General features: G+C 59.8%; 25 protein-coding genes and 1 riboswitch. Of the genes, 2 read left to right on the top strand and 23 right to left on the bottom strand.

Annotated features, from left to right (window positions below):
- Positions 1 to 185: 185 nt before the first annotated feature.
- On the bottom strand, positions 186 to 995 hold the full coding sequence (gene larE, locus GSVR_RS08525; RefSeq protein WP_173199073.1) for an ATP-dependent sacrificial sulfur transferase LarE: 810 nt from the start codon (positions 993 to 995) through the stop codon (positions 186 to 188).
- Between the two features lie 239 nt (positions 996 to 1,234).
- Here larE and GSVR_RS08520 point away from each other — a divergent pair, with 239 nt between their 5' ends.
- The gene (locus tag GSVR_RS08520; RefSeq protein ID WP_173199075.1) at positions 1,235 to 1,675 is read left to right on the top strand and encodes a pyrimidine dimer DNA glycosylase/endonuclease V; all 441 of its coding nucleotides are present in this window, start codon (positions 1,235 to 1,237) and stop codon (positions 1,673 to 1,675) included.
- Positions 1,676 to 1,869: 194 nt separating this feature from the next.
- Here the strand turns inward: GSVR_RS08520 and GSVR_RS08515 are convergent, their stop codons facing one another.
- The 22 genes from GSVR_RS08515 to GSVR_RS08410 all read right to left on the bottom strand — a co-directional run bounded on the left by GSVR_RS08515 (position 1,870) and on the right by GSVR_RS08410 (position 22,826).
- Positions 1,870 to 2,889, bottom strand: a complete 1,020-nt coding sequence (locus GSVR_RS08515; protein WP_173199077.1) for an SUMF1/EgtB/PvdO family nonheme iron enzyme — start codon at positions 2,887 to 2,889, stop codon at positions 1,870 to 1,872.
- A gap of 257 nt (positions 2,890 to 3,146) precedes the next feature.
- Positions 3,147 to 4,820 (bottom strand): sulfate adenylyltransferase subunit CysN, encoded by a 1,674-nt coding sequence (gene cysN / locus GSVR_RS08510; protein WP_173199079.1) that lies wholly within the window; start codon positions 4,818 to 4,820, stop codon positions 3,147 to 3,149.
- A 150-nt stretch (positions 4,821 to 4,970) separates the two neighbouring features.
- Complete coding sequence (gene cysD, locus GSVR_RS08505) at positions 4,971 to 5,876, bottom strand: sulfate adenylyltransferase subunit CysD (protein WP_173199081.1); 906 nt, start codon at positions 5,874 to 5,876, stop codon at positions 4,971 to 4,973.
- Between the two features lie 220 nt (positions 5,877 to 6,096).
- A complete protein-coding gene (mnmA, locus tag GSVR_RS08500) occupies positions 6,097 to 7,182 on the bottom strand; it encodes a tRNA 2-thiouridine(34) synthase MnmA (protein WP_173199083.1) in 1,086 nt (361 codons plus the stop codon).
- 176 nt (positions 7,183 to 7,358) lie between these two features.
- A complete protein-coding gene (locus GSVR_RS08495) occupies positions 7,359 to 8,051 on the bottom strand; it encodes a phosphoadenylyl-sulfate reductase (protein ID WP_173199085.1) in 693 nt (230 codons plus the stop codon).
- A gap of 66 nt (positions 8,052 to 8,117) precedes the next feature.
- Positions 8,118 to 9,569: a DASS family sodium-coupled anion symporter gene (locus GSVR_RS08490; RefSeq protein WP_173199087.1), complete on the bottom strand. Its 1,452-nt coding sequence runs from the start codon at positions 9,567 to 9,569 to the stop codon at positions 8,118 to 8,120.
- Positions 9,566 to 10,369: a hypothetical protein gene (locus GSVR_RS08485; RefSeq protein ID WP_173199088.1), complete on the bottom strand. Its 804-nt coding sequence runs from the start codon at positions 10,367 to 10,369 to the stop codon at positions 9,566 to 9,568. The genes GSVR_RS08490 and GSVR_RS08485 overlap by 4 nt, the downstream gene beginning before the upstream one ends.
- Before the next feature lie 87 nt (positions 10,370 to 10,456).
- A complete protein-coding gene (locus GSVR_RS08480; RefSeq protein WP_173199090.1) occupies positions 10,457 to 10,687 on the bottom strand; it encodes a sulfurtransferase TusA family protein in 231 nt (76 codons plus the stop codon).
- Between the two features lie 321 nt (positions 10,688 to 11,008).
- Positions 11,009 to 11,953, bottom strand: coding sequence for a 4Fe-4S dicluster domain-containing protein (locus GSVR_RS08475; protein ID WP_173199092.1), 945 nt, complete (start codon positions 11,951 to 11,953; stop codon positions 11,009 to 11,011).
- A gap of 79 nt (positions 11,954 to 12,032) precedes the next feature.
- Positions 12,033 to 12,434, bottom strand: coding sequence for a M67 family metallopeptidase (locus GSVR_RS08470; protein WP_173199094.1), 402 nt, complete (start codon positions 12,432 to 12,434; stop codon positions 12,033 to 12,035).
- A 202-nt stretch (positions 12,435 to 12,636) separates the two neighbouring features.
- On the bottom strand, positions 12,637 to 13,449 hold the full coding sequence (locus GSVR_RS08465; protein WP_173199096.1) for a molybdopterin-synthase adenylyltransferase MoeB: 813 nt from the start codon (positions 13,447 to 13,449) through the stop codon (positions 12,637 to 12,639).
- A gap of 163 nt (positions 13,450 to 13,612) precedes the next feature.
- Positions 13,613 to 13,849, bottom strand: coding sequence for a sulfur carrier protein ThiS (thiS, locus tag GSVR_RS08460; protein WP_173199098.1), 237 nt, complete (start codon positions 13,847 to 13,849; stop codon positions 13,613 to 13,615).
- 75 nt (positions 13,850 to 13,924) lie between these two features.
- Complete coding sequence (locus GSVR_RS08455; RefSeq protein ID WP_173199100.1) at positions 13,925 to 15,169, bottom strand: O-acetylhomoserine aminocarboxypropyltransferase/cysteine synthase family protein; 1,245 nt, start codon at positions 15,167 to 15,169, stop codon at positions 13,925 to 13,927.
- Positions 15,170 to 15,273: 104 nt separating this feature from the next.
- A riboswitch (SAM riboswitch) is annotated at positions 15,274 to 15,375 on the bottom strand.
- Between the two features lie 129 nt (positions 15,376 to 15,504).
- Positions 15,505 to 16,377, bottom strand: coding sequence for a hypothetical protein (locus GSVR_RS08450; protein ID WP_173199102.1), 873 nt, complete (start codon positions 16,375 to 16,377; stop codon positions 15,505 to 15,507).
- Positions 16,378 to 16,417: 40 nt separating this feature from the next.
- Positions 16,418 to 17,494 (bottom strand): sulfate/molybdate ABC transporter ATP-binding protein, encoded by a 1,077-nt coding sequence (locus GSVR_RS08445; RefSeq protein ID WP_173199104.1) that lies wholly within the window; start codon positions 17,492 to 17,494, stop codon positions 16,418 to 16,420.
- A gap of 189 nt (positions 17,495 to 17,683) precedes the next feature.
- Positions 17,684 to 18,547 (bottom strand): sulfate ABC transporter permease subunit CysW, encoded by an 864-nt coding sequence (cysW, locus tag GSVR_RS08440; RefSeq protein WP_173199106.1) that lies wholly within the window; start codon positions 18,545 to 18,547, stop codon positions 17,684 to 17,686.
- A 142-nt stretch (positions 18,548 to 18,689) separates the two neighbouring features.
- Entirely contained in the window at positions 18,690 to 19,508 is an 819-nt protein-coding gene (gene cysT / locus GSVR_RS08435; RefSeq protein ID WP_173199108.1) for a sulfate ABC transporter permease subunit CysT, read from the bottom strand.
- A gap of 106 nt (positions 19,509 to 19,614) precedes the next feature.
- Entirely contained in the window at positions 19,615 to 20,613 is a 999-nt protein-coding gene (locus GSVR_RS08430; protein ID WP_173199110.1) for a sulfate ABC transporter substrate-binding protein, read from the bottom strand.
- A gap of 157 nt (positions 20,614 to 20,770) precedes the next feature.
- A complete protein-coding gene (locus GSVR_RS08425; protein ID WP_173199112.1) occupies positions 20,771 to 20,953 on the bottom strand; it encodes a YezD family protein in 183 nt (60 codons plus the stop codon).
- Positions 20,953 to 21,906 (bottom strand): cysteine synthase A, encoded by a 954-nt coding sequence (gene cysK / locus GSVR_RS08420; RefSeq protein WP_173199113.1) that lies wholly within the window; start codon positions 21,904 to 21,906, stop codon positions 20,953 to 20,955. Before cysK ends, GSVR_RS08425 begins: the two co-directional genes overlap by 1 nt.
- Before the next feature lie 61 nt (positions 21,907 to 21,967).
- On the bottom strand, positions 21,968 to 22,429 hold the full coding sequence (locus GSVR_RS08415) for an Rrf2 family transcriptional regulator (protein WP_173199301.1): 462 nt from the start codon (positions 22,427 to 22,429) through the stop codon (positions 21,968 to 21,970).
- Between the two features lie 124 nt (positions 22,430 to 22,553).
- Positions 22,554 to 22,826: a PilZ domain-containing protein gene (locus GSVR_RS08410; protein WP_173199115.1), complete on the bottom strand. Its 273-nt coding sequence runs from the start codon at positions 22,824 to 22,826 to the stop codon at positions 22,554 to 22,556.
- A gap of 263 nt (positions 22,827 to 23,089) precedes the next feature.
- Here GSVR_RS08410 and GSVR_RS08405 point away from each other — a divergent pair, with 263 nt between their 5' ends.
- Positions 23,090 to 23,821, top strand: a complete 732-nt coding sequence (locus tag GSVR_RS08405; protein WP_173199117.1) for a DUF6134 family protein — start codon at positions 23,090 to 23,092, stop codon at positions 23,819 to 23,821.
- Positions 23,822 to 23,918 lie beyond the last annotated feature (97 nt).

Raw genomic sequence — 23,918 nt, 5'->3', positions numbered from 1 at the left:
TGCCAGTGGAAAAAACGGGAAGAGTGATTCATAAGCTTCGGATATTGCGGGGGATGGGATCTTCACGGCAGGAGGAGCGGTTCGGCGGGATGTCAGGTTCTCTTACTGCACTGTAAATGCGGATGACACCGAGGACAGCCACCGCGGCAACGGCGGCTGTCCTCGAAAAACACCGGCAGGGAGGTCTACTCCGGCGCTTCGTTCATCGCGCCGGTGCGATAGCCCTGCAGATCAACGGCCACGTAGGTGAAACCGGCCTCTTTGACGCACTCGATCACCGCCTGCCGCAGGGGACCGGTGGCCGAGCCATATTCATCAGGCCCCAGTTCCAGCCTGGCCACCTCGTTGTGATAGCGCACCCGCAGAGTCCGGAAACCAAGAGCGCGCAGCGCCTCCTCAGCCCGTCCCACCTGGCTGACCCGGTCGACGGTGATGGCGGTGCCATAGGGGAAGCGGCTGGAGAGACAGGCAAAGGCCGGCTTGTCCCAGGTGGGCAGCCCCATCTGGCGCGACAGGTCACGGATGTCCTGCTTGGTGAAACCAGCCTCCTCAAGGGGGCTGCGAACGCCGATCTCGGCCGCGGCCTGCCTGCCGGGGCGATGATCGCCGCGGTCGTCAAGGTTGGTGCCATCCAGCACATACGGCAGCCCCTCGGCCTCGGCGATGGCCTTCAGCTTGCCGAACAGCTCGCTCTTGCAGTAGTAGCAGCGGTTGCGGGGGTTGTGCTTGAACTCCGGAATATCCAGTTCCTCCGAGACCACCTCGCGATGCCGGCCGCCAATGCGGGCGGCAAATTCGCGCGCTTCCATGAGCTCCCGCTGCGGGTAAGTTTCCGAAGTGGCCGTAACCGCCAGGGCCCGATCCCCCAGCACCTGGGCCGCCACCGCGAACAGCAGAGTCGAGTCCACCCCACCGGAAAAGGCCACCACACAGCCCCCCATGTCGGCCAGAATGCTTTTGAGTTTGTCGGTCTTGTCCTGCAACTGCTGGTTCATGATGTGTCGAATCCTTTCTGGTCTCGAATCGGAGTTCAGCTACTGTACCGGATTCCCGGCTGGACGGACAGGGAAATCTGTCAGCCGCGGCGGTTCAGGGGGAACATACACATTGACGCAGGCTAACGGAAAAGCGATAGTACCTTCAGTTCGAGAGCGTATCTTCTACACCGCCACATGCGCCTTATGGGCAGCAATAGCATCAAACTCTGAAATTCGCGTGCAAAGGGATCGGCCCCATGCGCCTTTGGACCCTGCATCCCAAATATCTCGACACTCGCGGACTGGTCGCGCTCTGGCGCGAAGCGCTGCTGGCGCAGGCTGTTCTGCAGGGACGCACTGCGGGCTATACCCGCCATCCCCAGTTGATCCGCTTCCGTACTTCCCCCTCCCCCGTTGAATCCATCGCCAACTATCTGCAGGCGGTCCACACCGAGGCGGCCGGTCGGGGTTACCGCTTCGACGCAGCCAAAATCGGCTCATTTGGGAGCATCGAGCCGATACCGGTCACTGACGGGCAACTGGTCTACGAATGGCAGCATCTGAAAAGAAAGCTCCTGGCCCGCGACCCGCTCTGGCTGGCCCTTTGGGAACCGCTGGCCCGTCCTGAGCCCCACCCGCTGTTTTGCATCGTTCCCGGTGGCGTAGCAGAGTGGGAGATTGTTCAGGTGGCGAAGTAGCCTCCACGAGAACGTCTCGAACCAAAGGGCCGCCTGAAATGACTCAGGTCCGGCCCTTTGGCTTTCTGATACCTTCAGCTGAAGACCAGCTGTTCATATCCTTATTCCGTCAGCTCACCTCTGCACTGGTACGGTTCCGGCAAGCTTCCGGCCGGCCTCCGATCCGCCCTCCAGTTGCCTGCACCGGCCTCCGCTCACGGCACTGGGGCAACAAGGCGGAAACCAATAGTGGGGTAGCGATTGGTCGGATAGACCGGATCGCCGGGTATTACGGCGCCACGATAGGATGCCCGCTCGTAGAACGGGTCCTCGAACCAGCTACCGCCCCGATAGGTATGGAGGGAGCCCGTTGCGGGACCGGTCGGGTTCGTTTGGGCAGTGGCGCTGTATGATAAGGCAAACCAGTCGCTCACCAACTCATCCACATTGCCGCTCATGTCATACAGCCCCAGGCCGTTGGCCTGTTTCTGGCCCACCGGATGAGTAGTACTGCCGGAATTGACTGCATACCAGGCAACGGCATTGATATCGCTGCCACCGCTGTACGCCTGGCTCTGGCCCCCGCTCCGCGCGGCGTATTCCCACTCCGCCTCAGTCGGCAAGCGGTAGTTTTTGCCGCTCTGCTGGTTGAGGGTGGTGATGAAGGTCTGGATGTCACTCCAGTTCACCGTCTCGACCGGGCAGTCGGCGCCGCACGCGCTGAATGATGACGGGTTGCTCCCCATGACCGCTTGCCACTGCCCCTGGGTCACCTCGTATTTGCCGATGTAAAACTCTCCCACGGTTACCTGGTGGGAGGGCAGTTCATTACTAGCCCCATCGCCAAAGGTGTCGCCCATGATGTAGGTGCCGCCGGGAACTTTCAACAGCACCATGCCGGTGGTCGGGTCGGTGATTGCCGCACTGGTGCTGAAGCTGACCGTAACCGTGCAGGCACCGGTGATCGCACCGGTGGTGTAGGTGCTGCCCGACAGGCTGCCTCCACAGCCGGTGACAGTTGCAATGTCATAGCCGTTGCTTGCTGTAACGGTAAAACTCTTGACCTCGCCGCTGGCTACTGTGCTGACGCCGGAAGGCGAGATAGTGCCATTGCTGCCGGCAGTGGCGGTAACGGCATAGGTAGCTGGCCCTGTTGATGTTGAACCACCGCACCCCCCCACCAAGCCGAATACAACGCTGATCATGCACAACGATAAAAATCTCTTTGGACTCATAACTCATCTCCCTCCCGTAACAGATCCGCACCTCGGGTACGGTTTAGAAAAACGCCCCCCAGGGGGCATGGCATAAGGCTAATCAGGCCGTGGAGCGGTGACCCGCTCATAAGACAGCTCCATCATCAAATTGACCGAATTATAATTTTATCCATCGGAACAACCAAATTTGACAGATAAAAAAAGCTTCCCGGCGATGCATCGCGGGGAAGCTTTTTGGTGACATAAATATCATCGGCACCTGTAAGACACAGCAGTCAAATTCCCGTACCGTCGTCGGCATAGGACCTGCCCGCGGGGGCAATACTCCGCCTGAAGAGCAGGATACCGATACCCTCCGGGGTACGGTCGAACTCGAACGACAGCCGGTGCTCGTATGCCAGCAGCGCTACGGCATGCAGCTGTCCCAGGTCACTCAGGCGAAAGAGCACCCGGTTGCCTTTGCCGAGGTGGTCGATGAAACGGGGAGAAACCTCGAACTCGATGGCCTGCCCTTCCGGAGTCAGATCAACGACACTCGTCCCGGTGGTGCTGATGGAGGCCTCGTTCAAGCGGACACGCACCGGTGCAGCGCCCGAAAGAGCGGTTTCCGGCACGAACTCCGTCACCTGCACAGCGTCGGAGTCGGACGGTGCCGAGATCACCATGCCGGCGGCCACGGTGGCATTGGTGTAGCGGTCGATCAGGATGAAACTGCCGGTATCGCGGTTCTGGCGGTAGGGATCGAAGGAGACCGGCCGGTCCAGCTCAAGCCGGACGACGCCGATGCCGTTCAGCCCCAGCGTGGCCACCTGCATCTGTTCCAAGGTGTTGACATCCACACCGTACTGCACTGCCGTAACCCGGCCCGGCGTAACCGCCGAGGCGGTCTTGACCAGATAGAGCTGTCCCGGTTGCAGGGCGTCGTCGTGCAGCCAGACCAGATGTGTCTCGGGATGGCGGGTATGGAGCGGCGCGGCATCCACGGCGGTCAGCATGTCCCCCCGGCTGATATCGATCTCGTCCGCCAGGGTCAGGGTCACGGCCTGGCCTGCCACCGCCTCCTGCAAATCGCCGTTCATGGTGACGATGCGTGCCACGCGGCTGGTGCGTCCGGACGCGGCCACCCGAAGTTCGTCGCCGGGACGCACGCTGCCGGCGGCAATGGTGCCGCAGAAACCGCGGAAATCGAGATGGGGACGGTTGACCCACTGCACCGGCATGCGGAAGGGCTGGTGCCGGTTATCCCCCTCCACCTGGACCGTTTCCAGGTAGTTCATCAGAGTCGATCCCTGATACCAGGGGGTATTGCTGCTGGCTTCGATGATGTTGTCACCGTTCAGGGCCGAGATCGGGATGGCCGTGATGGAGGCGAATCCCAGCGGTGCGGCAAACTGCGCGTAATCGGCCAGGATGGCGTCAAAACGCTGCTGGTCGAAATCGATCAGGTCCATCTTGTTGACCGCCAGCACCACATGCCGGATGCCCACCAGGGAGACCAGGTAACTGTGGCGCCGGGTCTGGGTCAACAGCCCCTTGCGGGCATCCACCAGGATCACCGCCACCTTGGCGGTAGAGGCACCAGTGACCATGTTGCGGGTGTACTGCTCGTGACCCGGGGTGTCCGCCACGATGAACTTGCGCCGGTCGGTGGAAAAGAAGCGGTAGGCCACATCGATGGTGATGCCCTGCTCGCGCTCCGCCTGCAGGCCGTCCAGCAGCAGGGCGTAGTCGATGGCGCCCCCCTGGGTGCCGACCTTTTTGCTGTCAGCCTCCAGGGCCGCCAACTGGTCCTCGAACACCATCTTGGAATCCCACAGAAGACGCCCGATCAGGGTACTTTTGCCGTCATCCACGCTGCCACAGGTGATGAAGCGCAACAGCGACTTCTCCTCCTGACTCTTCAGGTAGGCAAGGATATCTTTTTCGATCAGTTCGGATTGATGTGCCATGAATGTTCGCCTTTATCGGGCGAGGATTTTTTGTCCTGGCAAGGCTGTCGAGGCGGCAGGCGGAGGCGTAGCACCCAAGGGTGTAAACAGCGCTACGCCGCACAACTGCCGACGAAGACTTACGCAGCCAGGGCGAAAAAGCATCGTCCGTCAGAAGTATCCCTCTTGTTTCTTTTTTTCCATGCTCCCTGCCTGATCATGGTCGATCAGCCTGCCCTGGCGCTCGGAGGTGCGGGTCAGCAGCATTTCCTGGATGATCTGCGGCAGGGTGTCTGCCTCGGACTCCACCGCACCGGTCAGGGGGTAGCACCCCAGGGTGCGGAAGCGCACCGATTTGTGCTGCACCTCTTCGCCCGGCTTCAGTTCCAGCCGGTCGTCGTCCACCATGATCAGCATGCCGTCCCGCTCCACTACCGGCCGTACTGCCGCGTAATACAGCGGCACGATGGGGATGTTTTCCAGGTGGATGTACTGCCAGACATCCAGCTCGGTCCAGTTGGAGAGCGGGAACACGCGGATGCTTTCCCCCGGCTTGACGCGGGTGTTGTACAGGCTCCACAGCTCCGGACGCTGGTTCTTGGGGTCCCAGCGGTGGTTGGCGCTGCGGAAGGAGAAGATGCGTTCCTTGGCCCGGGATTTTTCCTCGTCCCTACGGGCACCGCCAAAGGCGGCGTCGAACTTGTAGCGATCCAGCGCCTGCTTAAGCCCTTCGGTCTTCATCACGTCGGTGTAGAGCGCCGAACCGTGGGTGAAGGGGGAGACGCCGCGCTCGACCCCATCCTCATTGACGTGCACGATCAGGTCCAACCCGCATTCGGCTGCCATGCGGTCCCGGAACTGGATCATGTCGCGGAACTTCCAGGTGGTGTCCACGTGCAGCAGCGGAAACGGCGGCGGTGCCGGGTAAAAGGCCTTGCGGGCCAGATGCAGCATGACCGCGGAATCCTTGCCGATGGAGTAGAGCATCACCGGGTTCGAGAATTCGGCCACGACTTCGCGAATGATGTGGATGCTCTCGGCTTCGAGTTGCTGCAGGTGCGTCAGGTTTTCTGTCATCTATATGGCTCCTGGGTTGCGGATGTGGCCTTTTCGCCAGAGCTGCGTAAGTCTTCGGAACCCTCTTGTGCGGCGTAGCGCTGTTTACACCTTTGGGTGCTACGCCTCCGCGGGGTTCCTCGACAGCCTTGCTCTGACGAAAAATCCGCATCCGTCAGGTTTAAACCTGTTTGTATTCCTCTGTGAACTCTGTGGGCCCTGTGGCAGAAGAATGTGCCTTTTACTCTATCCAGCCGCCGCCGAGTACGTATTCCCCGTCGTAGAGCACGGCTGCCTGGCCGGGGGTGACGGCACTCTGGGGCAGATCGAAGCGGACTTCGAACCTCTCTGTACCGAGCATCGTCACCGTGCAGGGCGCCGGTTTGTGGCGGTAGCGGATGCGGCAGGTGGCGCGGAATTCCTTTTCCGCAGGAACACTGCTCCAGGTTGCCCTCCCGGCGGTCAGCGATGCTGTTTCCAGCTCCGTGCGCCCTCCCACCACGACCCGGTTGTTTTCCGTATCCAGGGCCAGCACGTGCAGCGGGTGCTCCCAGGCGATGCCCATGCCCTTGCGCTGGCCGACAGTGTAGCGGTGCAGCCCCGAATGGCGCCCCACTAAACGGCCGTCGCTGGTGACGATGTCTCCGGTGGCCTGGCTGATGCTGTTGGACTCCAAGAACCGGACGTAGTCGTTGTCGGGGATGAAGCAGATTTCCTGGCTCTCGTGTTTCTGCGCCACCGGGAGCTGGTATTCGGCTGCCAGCGTCCTGACCTGGGGCTTTTCCAGCCTGCCCACTGGAAAAATCAGGTGCTGCAGCTGTTCCTGGCTCAGGGTGAACAGAAAATAGGACTGATCCTTGCCGGGATCGAGGCCGATCATCAGCCGTCTGTCCCCCGGTTCTTCGGATATGCGCGCGTAATGCCCGGTTGCCAGCAGATCAGCCCCCAACTCGCGGGCCTTCTGCAGCAGCAGGTCGAACTTGATCAGCTCGTTGCAGCGGATACAGGGGTTGGGTGTCCGGCCGGCGGCGTATTCGGCAATGAAGTAGTCAATGACCACTTCTTTGAACTCGGCCCGCATGTCGAGCACCTCGAAGGGTATGCCCAGCTTCTTGGCCACCCTGCCCGCGTCCATGACATCATCCAGGGAGCAGCAGGTTTTGACCTTGCAACCCGCCTCGCGCGGAATCGGGTCGTACAGCTGCATCGACACACCGATGACGTCGTAGCCCTGCTCCTTCAACAGAGCCGCACTGACCGAGGAATCCACCCCGCCGCTCATGGCGACTACGACACGTCTGTTATTTTGAAGTCGAGCTTCTGTCATAAAAAATGATCCACCTAAAATCGGTCAAGTCGGTCAAACAAAAAAGACAACGGCAATAGAACGCGGAAAAAGCGGAACAGGCTGGATCAAAGCAGATTTTTAAGAATGAACCCGGATTAATCCGCCTTTATCCAGATTCTTCCGCCGGTTCCGCGTTCCATGTTTACTGAATTTGATTACCTTCTGTGCAACCCGCACTCCTTGTTTTCCGGGTTTTCCCACCACCACCGGCCTGCCCGGGCATCCTCTCCCGGCTTGACGGCGCGGGTACAGGGGGCGCAGCCAATGGAGCGGTAGCCCTGGGAAAGCAGGCGATTGACCGGCAGGCCGCGCTCCTTAGTATAAGCCAGAACCTGCTCCTCCGTCCACTCCAGCAGCGGATTGATCTTGAGGATGCCGCCGTTCGTCTCGTCCCGCTCGACAAAGGCCAGTTCGCCGCGAGTCACGCCCTGGTCCCGGCGCATGCCGGTCACCCAGCCCGCCAGCCCCTTGAGCGCCCGCGAGAGCGGCTCCACCTTGCGGACCCGGCAGCATTCGTGACGGTTTTCCAATGACTCGCGGAAGGAGAACAGCCCCTTTTCGCGCTCCAGCCGCTCCACTGCCTCGTGGCGCGGAAAATACCAGTCGATCTTCAGTCGGTAACGCTCGGCCAGCGCCTCGGACACCTCGTAGGTCTCCTCGTTGAGCCGACCGGTATCGATGGCGAAAACCCCCATGGGCAGTCCGGCTTCATGAGCCAAATCGATAAGTACCACATCTTCGGGAGAGAATGAACAGGCCAGCGAAACCGGGCCCTGAGCCGCATCGATGCCGATGCGCAGGATCTCCAGCGGCGTGGCGCCCGATTGAATCGTAGGAAGAGTAGACATGATTTCACCTGTAATCTGGTTCGGAGCCCATGACGGTGGCAGTCAGGGAACGGATGCGACGGTAACTTACACTCTGAATCCCAAAAGCGGCCACACGAACACCACCGAAATCAGGAACAACACCCAGGAGATGGCCATGATGATGCTGCCTGAAACGATGATGTCCCGGCTTTTGAGAAAACCGGAGGAATAGGCGATAGCGGTGGCCGGGGTTCCCATGGGGAGACAGTAGGCGAGCCCCGCGGGCAGCGCTATCGAAAGCGTCATGATCTTGGGGTCCATGCCGATCGTTTTGCAGAGCCCCATGCCGATCGGCATCAGGATGGCAACGACCGCGGCGTGGCTGATGCACTCCGTCAGTACTATGGACACCAGGGAGATCACCATGATCACCGCCAATGGCGATGCACTGAAGGCTCCCATGCCCTTTTTGACGAGCCAGATGGCGGCGCCGGTTTTTTCCAGGGCCGAGGCAAGGGCAATGGAGCCGCCGTACATCAGGATAATGCCCCAGTTCACGTATTCCTCGACCATCTGCCAGGTGACGACTCGAAAGGTGAAGAGTGCGGCGGTGCCGAGGATGGCTATGGAGGCCAGCCCCACCCGTTCGCCCAGAATCAGCCAGCAGGCCACGGTAACGACCATGACCACCCCGGTGATCATTTCATTGTAGCCGATTCTGCCCGCATCCAGACGTTTGCGGTTCAGAAACCTGATTCCCTCGTCGACGCTGGCCAGATCGACCGGAAAGAACTTGAGCAGGAGCAGGAAACCGATCGCCAGCAGAGGAAAAACGATCATGCAGGCGGCAGAACTCCACTCCAGAAAACTGAAGGAAAGCCCCGTGTTCTCGCGCAGCATGCCGACCGCCAGGGGCGCCCTGGCGCCTCCCAGAAAGGTGGCGATGCCGCCGATGATGCAGCCCCAGGCGATGCTCATGAAGAGCAGCCTGCCATAGCTGCTGGAGCCTTTTTCGAGCTTCAGCGCGGTCGCTATTTCCGCGATCACCGGAAACATCATGGCTGCCACCGCATGCTCGCTCATAACGAAGGAGAGCAGCGCCGACAGGAAAAATACCGTAAAGGCCAGGCGCGTGGGGGTCTTGCCGAAACGGACCAGCATGGCCCGCGCCAGCCGGGCCGAGATGCCGGTGCCGGTCAGGGCGGCCGCCAGGATGAAGGCCCCCAGAATGAAGAACACCGCTTCGTTGCCGAACAGCGCATAGGTGCTCTTCTTGTCCATGATGCCCAGCAGGGGCAGGCTCACCATGGAGAGCAGGGCTGTCACCGCGATGGGCAGCAGCCCCGAGACCCACAGGAATATTGCCGCACCGAACAGGACCAGCGACTGGTAACCGGCCACCGAGAGCCCCTGTGGCGGCGTCAGACGAAACAGGACCGCCAGCGTCAGCACCAGCGCCGCAATGACCTGATACCGCGCCGTTCGATCCAGCACCACCAGCCAGAGAGGCCGATTGTCGATCTTGAGCGGTTTGTCGAAGGGATCGCTGTGTGTCATAGTTCTGCTGAATCCAGTGAATCGGTAGGCGGACTGACCCGGAGATGCCTGAGCAGGTCGGAGGCGGCCAGTTGCCGGCGGTCGTGGAGCCGGTCGAACAGGGTGCGCAGCGCGCCCGGCTTTTCAGCCTGTACCAGGGGGCTGGCAATGCCGATCAGGGGGGTGAAGGGCTTGATCGGCACCTTATGCTGCCGCCACGCCTTGACAAGATAATTCAGGACGGCGCAACCTTCCTTTTCGGTCTCGGCAGTTCCGTCCCACCTCAGCCGGGGGAGCGGGACAATGCCCATTTGCAGCAGATCGTCGGCCAGGCGCATCTGCTGCTTCGAGGAATGGCCATCGATCGTCAGGGTCGAGGCAACCGACCAGCGGGGAAAGGCGGACCGGGCCGCGCGGCAGAAAGCCCATTGGCTGTCGTCATCCGCATGGCCGGGACGTTTCCCTTCCGGCACGGCGCCGGCGATGTCGGCCATGTCTGCGCCGGCAGCGTAGATCTGGCCGCAGAGCTGCTCCTGTACAGGATAATCGAGACGCACCATCAGCCTGGTGCTGAAGTTTTTCTTGATCAGTTTCACCATTTCCAGCCCATGCCGGAAGCTTTCGTGCCCCCCCATGGTCACCACGAAAATATCGGTGGAGGCTGCGCAATCGCTCTCGAACATAGTTTCGAGCGTCTCGCGCACCGGCAGTGTGCCCCCCACGAAAAATGCGCGCCCCTCCCGGCACAGATCCGCCGCTGTTATGGATCGGGGTGGCACGGCCGCCATGGTGCGCATTTTATGATGATCGATGATGAACATGTCGGATCGAGTGGTGCTGCCCGGAAGGGTGGATTTGACTACGCGATGTTCCTCTGCGGGGGTCGGCGGGATTGTCCCGAGCCGGCGCTATTCGGCCCCTTTTTCAAGCTCCAGGACATAATGCCCTTCCTCGGCCTGCTTCAACCCCAGCAGCTTGTGCCCTTCCGCCTTGAGGCTGCGCGGGACGTTTTTGACCGGCTCGCCGTCATCCAGCAGTATCCGGGCGATTTCCCCGGTTTCGATGTCTTCCAGGGCCAGCTTGGCCTTGACGAAATTGGTAGGGCAGCTTACGCCGCGCAGGTCTATGTTTGTGCTCATTTCATACCTCTTTTTCGGTTCATTATCGTATTTACCTGAATCCGTGAGGCATGGAAGCCGGAGCGAGCGTCATGCCGGAGCTCGATCGTCGCCAGCTCCGCTCCATGCCGGCAATGTCGCGTTACTTTCGCCTGGATAGCCTCGTGCGCCTGAAACGCAGGAGCAGAGGCATGGGTAGCGAGTGGAGACTGGAAGGCCTCGCGGATTCAAAGCATTCACCTGCCATGCGATTGATGCGCGGCAGGTTGAGGTTTTCGTTCGCTGCGCCCAGCAGTTGAGGTTGAGAAAAAGCTTTTGACGTCCTTAACCTCAACCTGGACCTTAACCTGCACTTCCCACTTGGGTCGCAATGACCTGTGGCGGGATGGTGGCCTCGACGACATACTCGGGGAAGCGCTCGCGCAGGTAGTCCAACAGTACCTGGGGACCTTCCTTGATGATCGTATCCCCCAGCCTGATCCGGCCAAGCCCTTCCGCCTTTTCCTTGTACCATTCCAGCACTGCGGCGATGAAATCGATCGCCTGGTCCTCAGGCAGGAAGGTGGCGAACAGGGTCCCGACCAGGGGGTTGCGCCCCCATTTGCCGCCGATGCGCACGGTGTAGCCTTTGCGCGCCTCACTCCAGGCTCCGGTGGGGCAGACCTTGACGCAGTCGCCGCACCAGATGCAGGGATCGTCGCTGAAGACCGGTTTGTTGTCTGCTCCCATCACGATTGCCTTGGGCACGCAGTTTTTGGCGCACAATCCGCAACTGATGCAGGCATCTGCATCGAGTTTGGGATAGACGGCCCCCTGGAAGCCGACATCGTTGGTGGCGGACTTGGGGCAGTCAAAGGGGCACCCGGCAAAGGCGACCTTGAACTTATGATGGCCGGTGGGGGTACCGAACAGCTTTTGGTCAACCTCCAGGGCCGACTTTTGCGTATCGACCAGACCGTTGGGATTGTACTCGCAGCCGCCGCAGGCCACCGGCACGCGCACCCGCGCACCGCAAGAGGCCACCTTCTGTGAGGATTCGCCCAATTCCTCCACCACGGCATCGAAATGCTTGTAGTTGACGTTGATCAGTTCGATTGACTGGCGCACCGAAAAATGGACGAACTCGCCGCCGTATTTCTCCGCCACCTCGGCGATCTTCTTGAGACGCGGGATCGACATCCTGCCGCCCGGCACACGCAGGCGCACGGTAAAGAGGTCCTTGCCGCGCTCCTTGATGAAGCCGCCGGCCTTGAGATTTTTCAGGTCTATTGTGGGAGTCTGGGACATGTACTGGTTTACCTCACGGAATGGATTAAATCTATACTAGATACATAGATAAAGTCAACAAACAATGCTGATGCCGTTTTCAGGCAGCAGTGATCTCGATCCCTTCGTGCTCGACCCTGCCCTCCTCGATCCGGTAGGATTTGACGACCGCTTCAGCCTCTGCCAGCGAAGCGATCACATAGGAAACGCCCGGTGTAAGTGCCAGCCGGATGTCCTCCTCGGAAGGGCGCGCCGGGGTCTCCGGGTGCGAGTGATAGATGGCCAGCATGGACAACCCCTTGGCACGCAGATCCTTGACAACCGCGAACTGCTCGCGGGGCTCCATCATGAAATGCTCGTTGCTGGCGTCGGTGTTGGTCATGCGGTAGATGGCCGAAACGGTATCGGCAGTCCCCCCGAGGATGCCGCAGACTTCCAGGGGAAACCCCTCCCTGGCGTGGGCGACCAAGTCATTGTAAATGGAAACGGGAATTTTTAACATGGCAAAACCTTTCAATCTGTCACAGAGCCACGGAGACACAGAGAAATTCAAAGACATAGAACGCGGAAAAGGCGGTACAAACGGATCAAGGCGGATGATCTTCAGTTACATCCTGCCGTTTCCGCTTTTCCCGTGTGCCATGCCTTTTCTCTTTTTCGGTGTTCCTCCATGCCTCTGTGTTTCCGTAGCAGATATTGTCTTTTCAGGACGTCTTCAGGTCGCAGACCGTCAGTGCATCCAGCTCATCCTTGGCTTCGGTGATGGTCGGGTTTTCGCCGCAGACCGGACAGGTGGCCTTGCGTTTGAGCGGCACTTCGCGGAACTTCATCCGCAGAGCATTGTAGGTCAGCAGCCGGTCGGTCAGCAGTTCACCCTTGCCCAGCAGGAATTTGATCGCTTCGGTAGCCTGAATGGTGCCGAGCACGCCGGGCAGCACGCCGATCACCCCTGCCTGGGAACAGGTCGGAATGGCCTCCTTGGGGGGCGGTTCCGGGAAAATGCAGCGGTAGCAAGCCGACTCGCCCGGCCTGACCGTGATGGTCTGACCGTCGAACTGCAGGATGCCGCCGTGGGAATAGGGTTTGCCGGCCAGCACGCAGGCGTCGTTGATCAGGAATTTTGCGGCGAAATTGTCGGTGCCGTCGATCACGAAGTCATAGTCACGGATGATCTCCATGATGTTGGCGGCGCTGATCCATTCCTGATAGGTCCTGACCTGCAGTTCCGGGTTGATGGCCAGCATCTTTTCCCGGGCTGACTCCACCTTGGGCTTGCCCACGTCCGGCGTAAAATGGATCACCTGGCGTTGCAGGTTGGAGAGATCGACCTCGTCCGCATCGGCAATGCCGATGGTACCGACCCCGGCCGCTGCCAGATACAGGGCGATCGGGGCCCCCAGACCGCCGGCGCCGATGATCAGCACCCGGCCGTCGAAAAGCTTCTGCTGGCCTTTGCCCCCCACCTCCTTGAGGATGATGTGGCGGGAATAGCGTTCGATCTGTTCTTCGGTCAGCATCAAAAACTCCTTTCGGAAACGTGAACTTTCGATTCGGCCCTTTGGCCTCACCCGGCGGGCAGCCTTCGCTGCCCAATTCGCACGGAATTGTCGCACGGTCACGGCGATTGAGGAATAACGCGGCAGCGTGCCGGGTTGCACTCTGCACGGGGAATCCCGAAGATCACTGCCGCGAGTGCGGAAAGGTCGCGCTGCCGCCTCCCATGAAATAGAGGAATTCGAAGGCATCTCCCCCCTTGACCGGCGTCGTTGCATAGGCCTCACGGTCGATGATCTCGCCGTTCAGCTCCACCGTGACATACAGGCGCTGGGAAACGTCCAGTTCCTCCAGCAGACTGTCGATGGTGCGCTCGGAATTCTCGGGAACAGTGGTCTCTTTGCCGTTGATGGTAATCTGCATGGTGATTTCTCCTGTGTAGAAATCAGGTTGAGGTTGAGAAAAAATCTTAACCTTAGCCTTAACCTCAACCTGGTTTTATAACCCGTCCAGCGCCCGTTTGAAGTCTTCGACAATATCCTCGCCATCCTCGATGCCGACCGAGACGCGGATCAAGTCTTCGGTCACCCCCATCAGCCCCTTTTCCTCCGGGCTGTAGTCGCAGCAGATCGTGCTGGCGGGATGGATCACCAGGGTTTTGGCATCACCGATGTTGGCCAGGTTCTTGGCCAGTCTGAGCCCGTTGATCACCCGGAAGGCCGAGGCCTTGTCCCCGGTACCGAAGGTCAGCAGACCGCCGTATCGGCCGCCGTACAGACGGCTGGCCACTTCGTGCTGCGGCGAGTCCTCCAGTCCGGGATAATTGACCCAGCTGACCTTGTTGTGGTTGCTCAGGAAGCGGGCCAGTTTCAGTGCGTTTTCACAATGGCGGTCCATCCGCAGCGCCAGGGTCTGGATACCTTCGGTCAGCAGGAAGGAATTCATCGGCGCAGCGCAGGCCCCCACATCCTTGTGCACCAGCTTGCGGGCCCGGGCACTGAAGGCAAAGGCGCGGTATTTCTTATGGAACTGCTCGAAGTGGGGAAATGCAGGGCTGTCCCAGTCAAAGCTCCCGCGATCGATGATCACGCCACCGATGGAGGTGCCACTGCCGTTGATGTACTTGCTGGTGGAGTGGATCACGATATCCGCTCCCAGAGCGGCCCCGTTGGCCAGATAAGGGGTAGTGACCGTGGCATCCACCATCAGGGGCAGTCCCGCCTCATGGGCAATGGCGGCCAGTGCCGGGATATCGGGCACGTCCAGTTTGGGATTGCCGATGGTCTCCACGAACAGCAGCCGGGTGCGTTCGTTCACCCCTGCCCTGACCGCCTCCAGGTCCAGCGGATTGACGAAGCGGGCGGTGATGCCGTAATTGGAGAGGGTGTCGCGGAAGAGCGAAAAGGTGCCGCCGAACAGGGACGAGGATGACAGGATCTCATCCCCTGCCCGCAGGATGGTCAGCACCGCTGTGGTGATGGCAGCCATGCCCGAGGCGGTGGCAATGGCGGCCACACCACCGTCGAGAAGCGCCAGCCGGCGCTCCAGCGACTCGGTGGTCGGGTTGCCGATGCGAGTGTACACCTGCCCGACGGCCCGGCCGCGGAACACGTCCTCCAGCTCTTCGGCGCTCTTGTATGCAAAGGAGCTCGACTGCACGATCGGTACCGAGGTGGCACCGGCCGGACCGGCCTCCAGCCCCCCGTGCACGAGCAGCGAATCGAAGCGAAGCGTCTTTTCCATGTTTATCCTCCCTCCCCGACTTTCCACGGCGAGCGCCGCGCAAAAAAAAATCCCATCTAGAGATAGATGGGATGGATGTCAAGGGGCAGGATCCCCGTGACCCCACCTCATCTTTGCCTGTTACGGCAGGAATTAGCACCTGACGCTCCGAAGAACCGGTTGCTGTGGCTTCGCAGGGCCTTTCCCTCCACCACTCTCGATAAAGCAAGGGTACCTATTCGGTTGTGAAGGCACTTATAACAAAGCACACAAAATGTGTCAACAACAAATTTTATTTATCTATGGATTTGATAGACAAATTAAAAAAAGGGGGACGGACGAGCCGGTTTGCTCGTTTAGATGCCGGCACCTGCTCCTTCACCGGTTTCCATCTCAACGAAGCGTGTATTCCATCCGAGCGAGAAACGCCAGAGCTCATCCGGTCCAAGGGGATGTGGAATTCGTGTTTCCAGGTTGGTTACGATCTTCAGGGCCAGACTGCTGAACAACTCAGCCTGGTGAGAATCGGAGAGGGACTCAAAGACCGTCCTTTCCGGAGCTTCCTTTTTCCCGACCGCAAGGATGCGCGGGATGTATGCCAGCACGCCGATAGTGGTCCTGGAGGCGTAATCGTCGATCAGCTCACGGCCGAAAGGCGCATCCACCAGGTTGGCGATGATCCCCCCTGCCCGCGCCGATCCGTTGCCCGAATGCTGCCGGATCTGCTCGAACAGGGAATTGGTGGCCCTGACCGAGTTGAGCTCCGCCGACATGACGGTAAAGATGCTTTGAAAAAAACCTTGTCGTACCGGGACGGTGAAACCGCCGCCAGCCTCGTCACCCTGCACGTTGTAGATGACGTAATCCAGCTTCAGCTCTTCGAACAGCCCCGACTCGGCGATGCGCCGGGTAGCCGCCGTGACCGACATGTCCGGACCAGCACCCCCCTCAGGGGAAAGGCCGGTTTCCAGGCGGAACAACCCTGCGTAGCTTTCCCACAGTGCCTCCGCAGGGGAGACGCCGGGATGCCTCCGCATGAGCCCGAGCAACGTGGGAACAGGGACATCCGCAGGGGACGGCATGAGCGAACCGGCAGTGCTTCCACAGCCGATCAGCAGCACCCGATAGCCGGCCAGGGAGAGTGCGGTGCTCAGATTGGTGCTGACAACGGTTTTGCCGACTCCGTTCCTGCCATAGATCGCGATGCTTCTGGTCCCGCCCCGTATCATGCAGTCTCCTTCGGTCCGCACCGTCCCCGGCATTCCGGCGTCAGATCTGGTAATCCTGGTAATCCTCCACAAATACCCGTACCTGACGCGGCCTGACGTACACCGATTCCCCCTGTTGCAGCTCCTGGTTCCGATACTGCTCCCTGGTCAGCTCCGCCTCGAGGAATTCGCCGTTTTCGAGGACGAGCGTCACGCGGACAGCGGGCCCGAGCTTCTGGATATGGCTCACTTCGGCTTTCATGGCGCTTGTATTGGAAGGGTTGCGATCGATCTCCAGATCATGGGAACGGACAAAGGCGAGGGCCGGAGCGTCCTCGGTGCCGGCATGCTCCGGCGCTTCGAGCTGAATGCCCCCCACGGTGGCCTGCCCCTGGTGCACCCGCCCCCGGAACAGGTTGACGTTGCCGAGAAAGTTGAGCACAAAGGGGCTGGCCGGATGCTCGTAGACCTCGTCCGGGGTGCCGGATTGCACGATGCGCCCCTGATCCATCACGACGATCCGGTCGGCCACCTCCAGAGCCTCTTCCTGATCGTGGGTGACGAATACACTGGTAACGTGGATCTCATCGTGCAGCCGTCGCAGCCAGCGCCGCAGCTCGGCACGCACCTGGGCATCAAGAGCGCCGAAAGGTTCGTCCAGCAGCAGCACCTGCGGCTCCACCGCCAGGGCACGCGCCAGGGCAATGCGCTGGCGTTGCCCCCCGGACAATTGCGACGGATAGCGGCCTGCCATAGCCTCCAACTGCACCAGCCTGAGCAGTGCCATGACCCGCTCCTTGATCTCCGCGTTGGAGGGGCGCGTGGAGCGCGGCCTGACCCTCAGTCCGAAAGCCACGTTCTCGAATACGGTCATGTGCCGGAACAGCGCGTAGTGCTGGAATACGAAGCCGACCCGCCTTTCGCGCACATGGCGTTCCGTTGTGTCTTCGCCGTTAAAGAGGATCTTCCCCGCGTCCGCCGCTTCCAGACCGGCTATCAGCCGCAGCAGGGTGGTCTTGCCCGAACCGGAGGGGCCCAGCAGCGCCACCAGTTCTCCCGAAGGGATGGAAAGGCTGACATCCTTCAGGGCGCTGAAACTGCCGAACTGCTTGCTGATGTTTTCGATTGCGATGCTCATGAAAAAACCTCGTGATAATGGAACGCGGATGACGCGGACATGGCCGCGGGATGCAAACCAGCATCTGAATTGGAATGGTTTTGTATATGGTCTGATTTTCGACAGTTAAAATCTTCAAAGCTGAAATGGCTGTGCCTGATCCGCGTTGATCCGCCCGATCTGCGTCATCCGCGTTTCATTGCTTTTGATTTACTCCGTCAACTGCTGTCGCATCTTCCACTCCACAACAGTCTTCACCAACAGGGTGATCAGTGCCAGAAAGGCCAGCAGCGAGGCCACCGCAAAGGCGGCGGTGTAGTTGTATTCGTTGTAAAGGATCTCCACATGCAGCGGAACGGTGTTGGTAGTGCCGCGGATGTGGCCGGATACGACCGAGACTGCGCCGAATTCCCCCATTGCCCTGGCGTTGCACAGGATCACCCCGTAGATGATGCCCCATTTGATGTTGGGAAGCGTCACGCGGAAAAAGGTCTGGAGGCCGCTGGCCCCCAGCACCAGCGCCGCCTCCTCTTCATCCTTGCCCTGAGCCTCCATCAGCGGGATCAGCTCCCGGGCCACAAACGGAAAGGTAACGAAGATGGTCGCCAGGATGATGCCCGGCACGGCAAAAACGATCTTGATGTCATGGGCCTGGAGCCATGGCCCCAGCCAGCCCTGCAGTCCGAACACCAGTACGTAGATCAGGCCGGAGATAACCGGCGACACCGAAAATGGCAGGTCGATCAGGGTGATCAGCAACTGTTTGCCGGGAAACCTGAACTTGGCGATCGCCCAGGCTGCCGCGACGCCGAAAACGAGGTTGAGCGGCACCGCCACGGCAGCCGTGACCAGCGTCAGCCGGACTGAGGCCAGGGTATCCGGTTCCCGCAGGGCGTCCAGATAGACTTCCAGCCCTTTATCAAAGGCCTGGCTGAAGACCGCAGCCAGGGGCAGCAGCAGGAACAGCCCCAGGAATGACAGCGCGGCTGCGATCAGAATCCAGCGGACAACCGCCGGCTCGGTTATGCTGTGGTTGCCGGAACGGCTTTTGCCGTATTTGGTGGGTGCAGACATGCCCCTCTCCTCGATAGGTTGTTGAAAAACGGGCATCTCAACGATCTGCCCATTTTTGAACAACCTGAAAATTTCAACACTGTCTAAAAAAAGAGTTGGTGCCAGTATTCCGCTTGGTTACGCTGCCCCTTTGCCAAGAGTTCTATTCCGCGTACTTTCTGCTCCAGCGCTGCAGCATGTTGATGGCCAGCAGGATCGAGAAGGAGGCCACGAGCATCACCGTGGCAATGGCGGTGGCTCCCTGGTAGTCGTACTGCTCCAGCTTGGTGATGATCAGAAGCGGCGTGATCTCCGAAACCATCGGCATGTTGCCGGCGATGAAGATGATCGAACCGTATTCGCCTACTGCGCGGGCAAAGGACAGGGCAAAGCCGGTCAGGATCGACGGCATCAGCATCGGCAGGATCACCAGCTTCAGGGTTTGCCGGCGGTTGGCTCCCAGGCAGGCGGCCGCTTCCTCCAGTTCGGACTCGATCTCTTCCACTACCGGCTGGACCGTGCGTACCACAAAGGGAATGCCGATGAAGACCATTGCCACGATAATGCCGAGCGGCGTAAAGGCGACCTTGATCCCGCGGGGCTCCAGCCATTGCCCGACCCAGCCATTGCCCGAGTAGACCGTGGCCAGCGTAATGCCGGCCACGGCCGTGGGAAGTGCGAAGGGGAGATCCACCAGGGCATCCACCAGCCGCTTTCCGGGAAAATCGTACCGTACCAGCACCCAGGCAACCAGCACCCCGAAGAAAACGTTGATGACGGCCGCCAGTATGGCTGCACCGAAGGTCACCCGGTAGGAGGCCAGCACCCGTTCGGCCGTTACGGCAGCCACGAAGCCGCTCCAGTTGAGCCCGGCGGCCTTGAAGACCAGGGCCGAGAGCGGGATCAGCACGATCAGGCTCAGGTAAAAGATGGTATAGCCCATGGAGGGGCCGAAGCCGGGGATGACCGATTGTCGTTTCATGAGAAACTCCAGGTTAAGGTTGAGGTTAAGGTTGAGGCTTTCACCTCAACCGTAACCTGTGAGCATAGCGAACAAGGAAGCGTAGCGACCGAAACCTCAACCTGCGTTATTTGCCCGCGTAGATCTGGTCGAAGGTCCCGCCATCGGCGAAGTGGGTCTTCTGCGCCTTCTGCCAGCCTCCGAAAGCCTGATCGATGGTGTACAGCTTCTTGATCTTGGCCAGCTTGGTAGGGATTTTGGGATTGATGGGGCGGTAGTAATGTTTTGCGGCGATGCGCTGCCCCTCGTCACTGTAGAGGTACTTCAGGTACTCCTCGGCCACCTTGCGGGTGCCCTTCTTGTCCGCCACTTTGTCGATTACGGTCACCGGCGGCTCGGCCAGGATGCTCTCGGGAGGGGTCACCACCTCGAACTTATCCGGTCCCAGTTCGTTGATGGCCAGGAAAGCCTCGTTCTCCCAGGCCAGCAGGACGTCACCCAGGCCACGCTGGACAAAGGTGTTGGTGGAACCGCGGGCGCCGGAATCGAGCACCGGTACGTTTTTGAAGAGCTTGGCCACGAATTCCTTGGCCTTGGCCTCACTGCCACCTTTCTGATGCAGGGCAAAGGCCCAGGCAGCCAGATAATTCCAGCGTGCGCCGCCGGAGGTCTTGGGATTGGGTGTGATTACCGAAATACCCGGCTTGATCAGGTCGTCCCAGTTCTTGATCTTTTTGGGATTGCCCTTGCGCACCAGGAAGACGATGGTGGAGGTATAGGGAGAGCTGTTGTGGGGCAGTTCCTTCTGCCAGCCCGGCTTGATCAGCCCTTTTTCGGCAATGGCATCGATGTCGTAGCCCAGCGCCAGGGTGACCACATCGGCCTCCAGACCGTCGATCACCGCCCGGGCCTGCTTGCCGGAACCGCCGTGGGACTGTTTGATGGTGACCTTTTCACCGGTCTTGGCCTGCCATTGTTTGGAAAAAGCGGTATTGACCTCCTGGTACAGTTCGCGGGTCGGGTCGTATGAGACGTTGAGCAGAGTGACATCTGCGAGGGCCGGGATCGCCGTTGTCAGTGCCAGGGCCAGTAGTGCAATGAGCGATGCTATGCTGCGTGGTTTCATGATCTCCTCCTTGGGGGGTTAAAAAAAAGGCCGGGCATGATCCATTATAACATGGACCTGTACCCGGCCTCCGGTTTCTCCGGTCAGCGCGGAATAAAGTCTGTCTTTTTCACGGTGCGGTCACGGCTCACGGCGAAAATCGAATCTTCACGTTTTCTCAGATGCCGCTGCCGTCGATATGGTCTGCCCTGTTCAGCCTGATCTTCTCGTTCTTGTCCACCTGAATCACGCGGCCGTCCTGGACCACCATGGTGACGGTTCCGAAGCGGATCGACGCCAGCGCCTCGCGCAGAATTCGTTCAAGTTCGAGGCTCCATCTGTCCGGGGCTGGCGAAGACATCAGATGCCCTCGAACAGCGCGGTGGAGAGATACCGCTCGGCACCGTCCGGCAGCACGACCACGATGGTCTTGCCGGCGAATTCGTGCTGTTTGGCAAGCCGGATGGCTGCAGCTACGGCAGCTCCGCTGGAAATGCCGACCAGCAGCCCCTCTTCTTTTGCCAGGCGCCGGGCATATTCCAGGGCCTCGTCGCTGGATACCTGCTCGACCCGGTCGACCACCGACAGATCGAGCGTATCCGGAATAAATCCGGCGCCGATCCCCTGGATCTTGTGCGGCGCGGGCTTGATTTCCTGACCGGCCAGTTTCTGGCTGATGACCGGGCTCTCAGCCGGTTCCACCGCCACCGTGGTGATCTGCTTGCCCTTGTTCTGCTTGATGTAGCGCGACACTCCGCTGATGGTGCCGCCGGTGCCGACCCCAGCCACGAATACATCAATGGCGCCGTCGGTATCGTTCCAGATCTCCGGGCCGGTGGTCTTCTCGTGGATCTCGGGATTGGCGGGATTTTTGAACTGCTGGGGGATGAACCAGCGCTGGGGATCGGAAGCTGCGATCTCCTCGGCCCGGTTGATGGCCCCTTTCATTCCTTCGGCCCCCGGTGTCAGGATCAGATTGGCCCCCAGGGCTGCCAGCACGCGCCGGCGCTCGATGCTCATGGTTTCCGGCATGGTCAGGGTCAGCTTGTAACCGCGGGCCGCTGCCACATAGGCCAGGGCAATCCCGGTATTGCCGCTGGTCGGTTCGATGATCTCGACCCCCGGCTTGAGCACTCCCCGCTTCTCGGCGTCCCAGATCATGTTGGCGCCGATCCGGCACTTGACCGAATAGGCGGGATTGCGCCCTTCGACTTTGACGAGAACCGTAGCCTTTGCCCCTTCGACCAAATGGTTGAGACGGACGAGCGGCGTATTACCGATGGACTGGGAATTGTCTGCATTGATTTTGCTCATGTGTGCCCCCTTGCGGTTGTGGTACTCTATAGATTTGATAGACTTAAACGCCAAAAAAAAATCAGATGCTGAAGTCTACGACATTGAACTGCTTCTGGCGCTCCGCCTCGCTGCGTTCCAGCATATCGGCCAGGGTAAGGCTGTCAAGAGCACCACTCAGGGCCCTGTTGACATCGACCATCACCAGCCTAATGCCGCAGGTTCGCTCGTCCTCGCACTCCTCGCAGCGCGAGTAGTTGGTTTCGCTCAGGCACTGCACCGGGGCGAGATCACCCTCCAGCGTGCGCACGATCATACCGATGGAGACCTTGGCAGGAGGAAGCGAAAGATGGTAGCCCCCCCCTTTTCCCACTCTGCTCTGCAGGATGCCCCCCTTGCGCAGCGTCAGCAGGATGTACTCGAGGAACTTCTTCGGTATGGCTTCCTGGCGTGCCAGGTCGGAAATCAGAACCGGCTGGCCGCTCGGCTGGGCTGCCAGGTACAAGAGAGCCTTGAGGGCGTATTTTGTCTTTTTTGAAATAATCATATCTAGTAGGCCTATAGATAATATAAGGATAGACCTCTGTCAAGATATTTTTATCATCCCTGCCGACATGGCCCGAAATCGGGTCTCGGCTTGGCTGAATCCAGGGGATGGGGATGCCGCTCTACTGGCCCAGGAATATGAACTGCAAACCAAGGTGACCGGCGTACCGGCGGGACACGCTGCAGCGGAATTTCCGCTGATGCAGCTGGGGATCGTCGAATTTGATGGTGCAGATTTCGCCGGTTTGAAAATCCTCCTCGTGGATGTCCCGGCATTTGATCAGCACCCCCGAGGCAGATATGTCCTCCAACCGGCAGGCCAGTTTCTTCCCCTTATGATCCAGGATGCATTTCCTGGTGCTGGTGATCCGTTCGCTCGATCTGCGGGAAATCATACATGCCCTCCCCTCTCGCCTCCACCGACAGGAAGTTCTCCACTATCTATTATCCTATCCGGCACGGGAATTTCAAGACAGGATGAACAGCCGGCCTTGAAAAGCCGGAGAACCGGGGGCGTAAACGGCACGGGATATTTTGAATTCCGTCACCTGATCGCAAGAATTACACGCTACAGTATCGAATGGCACACAACCTCCCGCAAATCCCGGGGACATCCCCTGACTCGCACCGGCGCTGCCGGATTACCCCTCCGGACCGCATGAACATCCTGAACCACAAAAAATGGATCCTACTGCTGACCCTGCTGGTTGCACTCCTGCCTGCCAGCCCCTCAGGCGCAGAGCCAAAAGGCAGCACCCTGTCCAGTTATTCGGTGTATTCCAAGGGCTTCCGCATCGGCACGATCACCTCTTCCCAGCAGTTTTCCGAGCAGAACGGCAGCCCTGTTATCCGCTTTGAAACCAGGACCACTGTGAAGGCAGCGTTTCTGTGGCTCAGGTACAGCCTGAACACGGTTGAGAGCGGAATCCTGAAAAACGGGGCGCTGATCGCCTACTCCCGGTACGGAGAAGACAATGGCGTGCGGATCGATGTGGAGGGTCGCCTTGAGGATGACCACTTCCGCTTCGACATCAGGGAGCATGGCGTTCCGCGGACCGTGACGATACCGCGGCGCAGTTACGAGGCCACCACGATGGAGTTTCCCGAGGCACGGCTCGATTTTCACGGTAAAGCCCCGGTATCCATCCGGGTGTTGGATGTCGAGCATCTGGCGGTAGTCGCGCGTGAATACCGCTTTGACCGCGATGCAACCTGCACGATTTCCGGCAAGCATTATCCCTGTCAGGTGCTGGAATTTTCCGATCAGAACAAGAGCGCACGCAGATGGATACGGAAGGAGAACGGCACCGTCCTTATGTACCGCCAGGACGGCTCGGGAGCAAAAAGCAGCTATTCGGTCCAGGCCACTTCGATAGTACAGGAACCGTAAGGTTTGTCGCTTCCTTAGACAGCTGTCGAACTTCCCGGGTTGTTCAAAAATGGGCAGATCGTCGACCCGCAGGAAGCCCTCACCCGGCCTTTGGCCA

Source organism: Geobacter sp. SVR, from assembly GCF_016865365.1.
Lineage (GTDB): Bacteria > Desulfobacterota > Desulfuromonadia > Geobacterales > Pseudopelobacteraceae > Pelotalea.
Note: the sequence above shows the minus strand (reverse complement) of the source record. Positions and strands in the feature narration are given on the sequence as shown.

What these genes read in the sequence shown, in the direction of transcription:
- larE (WP_173199073.1), bottom strand. Translation starts at nt 995, where the DNA reads ATGAACCAGCAGTTGCAGGACAAGACCGACAAACTCAAAAGCATTCTG.
- GSVR_RS08520 (WP_173199075.1), top strand. Translation starts at nt 1,235, where the DNA reads ATGCGCCTTTGGACCCTGCATCCCAAATATCTCGACACTCGCGGACTG.
- GSVR_RS08515 (WP_173199077.1), bottom strand. Translation starts at nt 2,889, where the DNA reads ATGAGTCCAAAGAGATTTTTATCGTTGTGCATGATCAGCGTTGTATTC.
- cysN (WP_173199079.1), bottom strand. Translation starts at nt 4,820, where the DNA reads ATGGCACATCAATCCGAACTGATCGAAAAAGATATCCTTGCCTACCTG.
- cysD (WP_173199081.1), bottom strand. Translation starts at nt 5,876, where the DNA reads ATGACAGAAAACCTGACGCACCTGCAGCAACTCGAAGCCGAGAGCATC.
- mnmA (WP_173199083.1), bottom strand. Translation starts at nt 7,182, where the DNA reads ATGACAGAAGCTCGACTTCAAAATAACAGACGTGTCGTAGTCGCCATG.
- GSVR_RS08495 (WP_173199085.1), bottom strand. Translation starts at nt 8,051, where the DNA reads ATGTCTACTCTTCCTACGATTCAATCGGGCGCCACGCCGCTGGAGATC.
- GSVR_RS08490 (WP_173199087.1), bottom strand. Translation starts at nt 9,569, where the DNA reads ATGACACACAGCGATCCCTTCGACAAACCGCTCAAGATCGACAATCGG.
- GSVR_RS08485 (WP_173199088.1), bottom strand. Translation starts at nt 10,369, where the DNA reads ATGTTCATCATCGATCATCATAAAATGCGCACCATGGCGGCCGTGCCA.
- GSVR_RS08480 (WP_173199090.1), bottom strand. Translation starts at nt 10,687, where the DNA reads ATGAGCACAAACATAGACCTGCGCGGCGTAAGCTGCCCTACCAATTTC.
- GSVR_RS08475 (WP_173199092.1), bottom strand. Translation starts at nt 11,953, where the DNA reads ATGTCCCAGACTCCCACAATAGACCTGAAAAATCTCAAGGCCGGCGGC.
- GSVR_RS08470 (WP_173199094.1), bottom strand. Translation starts at nt 12,434, where the DNA reads ATGTTAAAAATTCCCGTTTCCATTTACAATGACTTGGTCGCCCACGCC.
- GSVR_RS08465 (WP_173199096.1), bottom strand. Translation starts at nt 13,449, where the DNA reads ATGCTGACCGAAGAACAGATCGAACGCTATTCCCGCCACATCATCCTC.
- thiS (WP_173199098.1), bottom strand. Translation starts at nt 13,849, where the DNA reads ATGCAGATTACCATCAACGGCAAAGAGACCACTGTTCCCGAGAATTCC.
- GSVR_RS08455 (WP_173199100.1), bottom strand. Translation starts at nt 15,169, where the DNA reads ATGGAAAAGACGCTTCGCTTCGATTCGCTGCTCGTGCACGGGGGGCTG.
- GSVR_RS08450 (WP_173199102.1), bottom strand. Translation starts at nt 16,377, where the DNA reads ATGATACGGGGCGGGACCAGAAGCATCGCGATCTATGGCAGGAACGGA.
- GSVR_RS08445 (WP_173199104.1), bottom strand. Translation starts at nt 17,494, where the DNA reads ATGAGCATCGCAATCGAAAACATCAGCAAGCAGTTCGGCAGTTTCAGC.
- cysW (WP_173199106.1), bottom strand. Translation starts at nt 18,547, where the DNA reads ATGTCTGCACCCACCAAATACGGCAAAAGCCGTTCCGGCAACCACAGC.
- cysT (WP_173199108.1), bottom strand. Translation starts at nt 19,508, where the DNA reads ATGAAACGACAATCGGTCATCCCCGGCTTCGGCCCCTCCATGGGCTAT.
- GSVR_RS08430 (WP_173199110.1), bottom strand. Translation starts at nt 20,613, where the DNA reads ATGAAACCACGCAGCATAGCATCGCTCATTGCACTACTGGCCCTGGCA.
- GSVR_RS08425 (WP_173199112.1), bottom strand. Translation starts at nt 20,953, where the DNA reads ATGTCTTCGCCAGCCCCGGACAGATGGAGCCTCGAACTTGAACGAATT.
- cysK (WP_173199113.1), bottom strand. Translation starts at nt 21,906, where the DNA reads ATGAGCAAAATCAATGCAGACAATTCCCAGTCCATCGGTAATACGCCG.
- GSVR_RS08410 (WP_173199115.1), bottom strand. Translation starts at nt 22,826, where the DNA reads ATGATTTCCCGCAGATCGAGCGAACGGATCACCAGCACCAGGAAATGC.
- GSVR_RS08405 (WP_173199117.1), top strand. Translation starts at nt 23,090, where the DNA reads ATGAACATCCTGAACCACAAAAAATGGATCCTACTGCTGACCCTGCTG.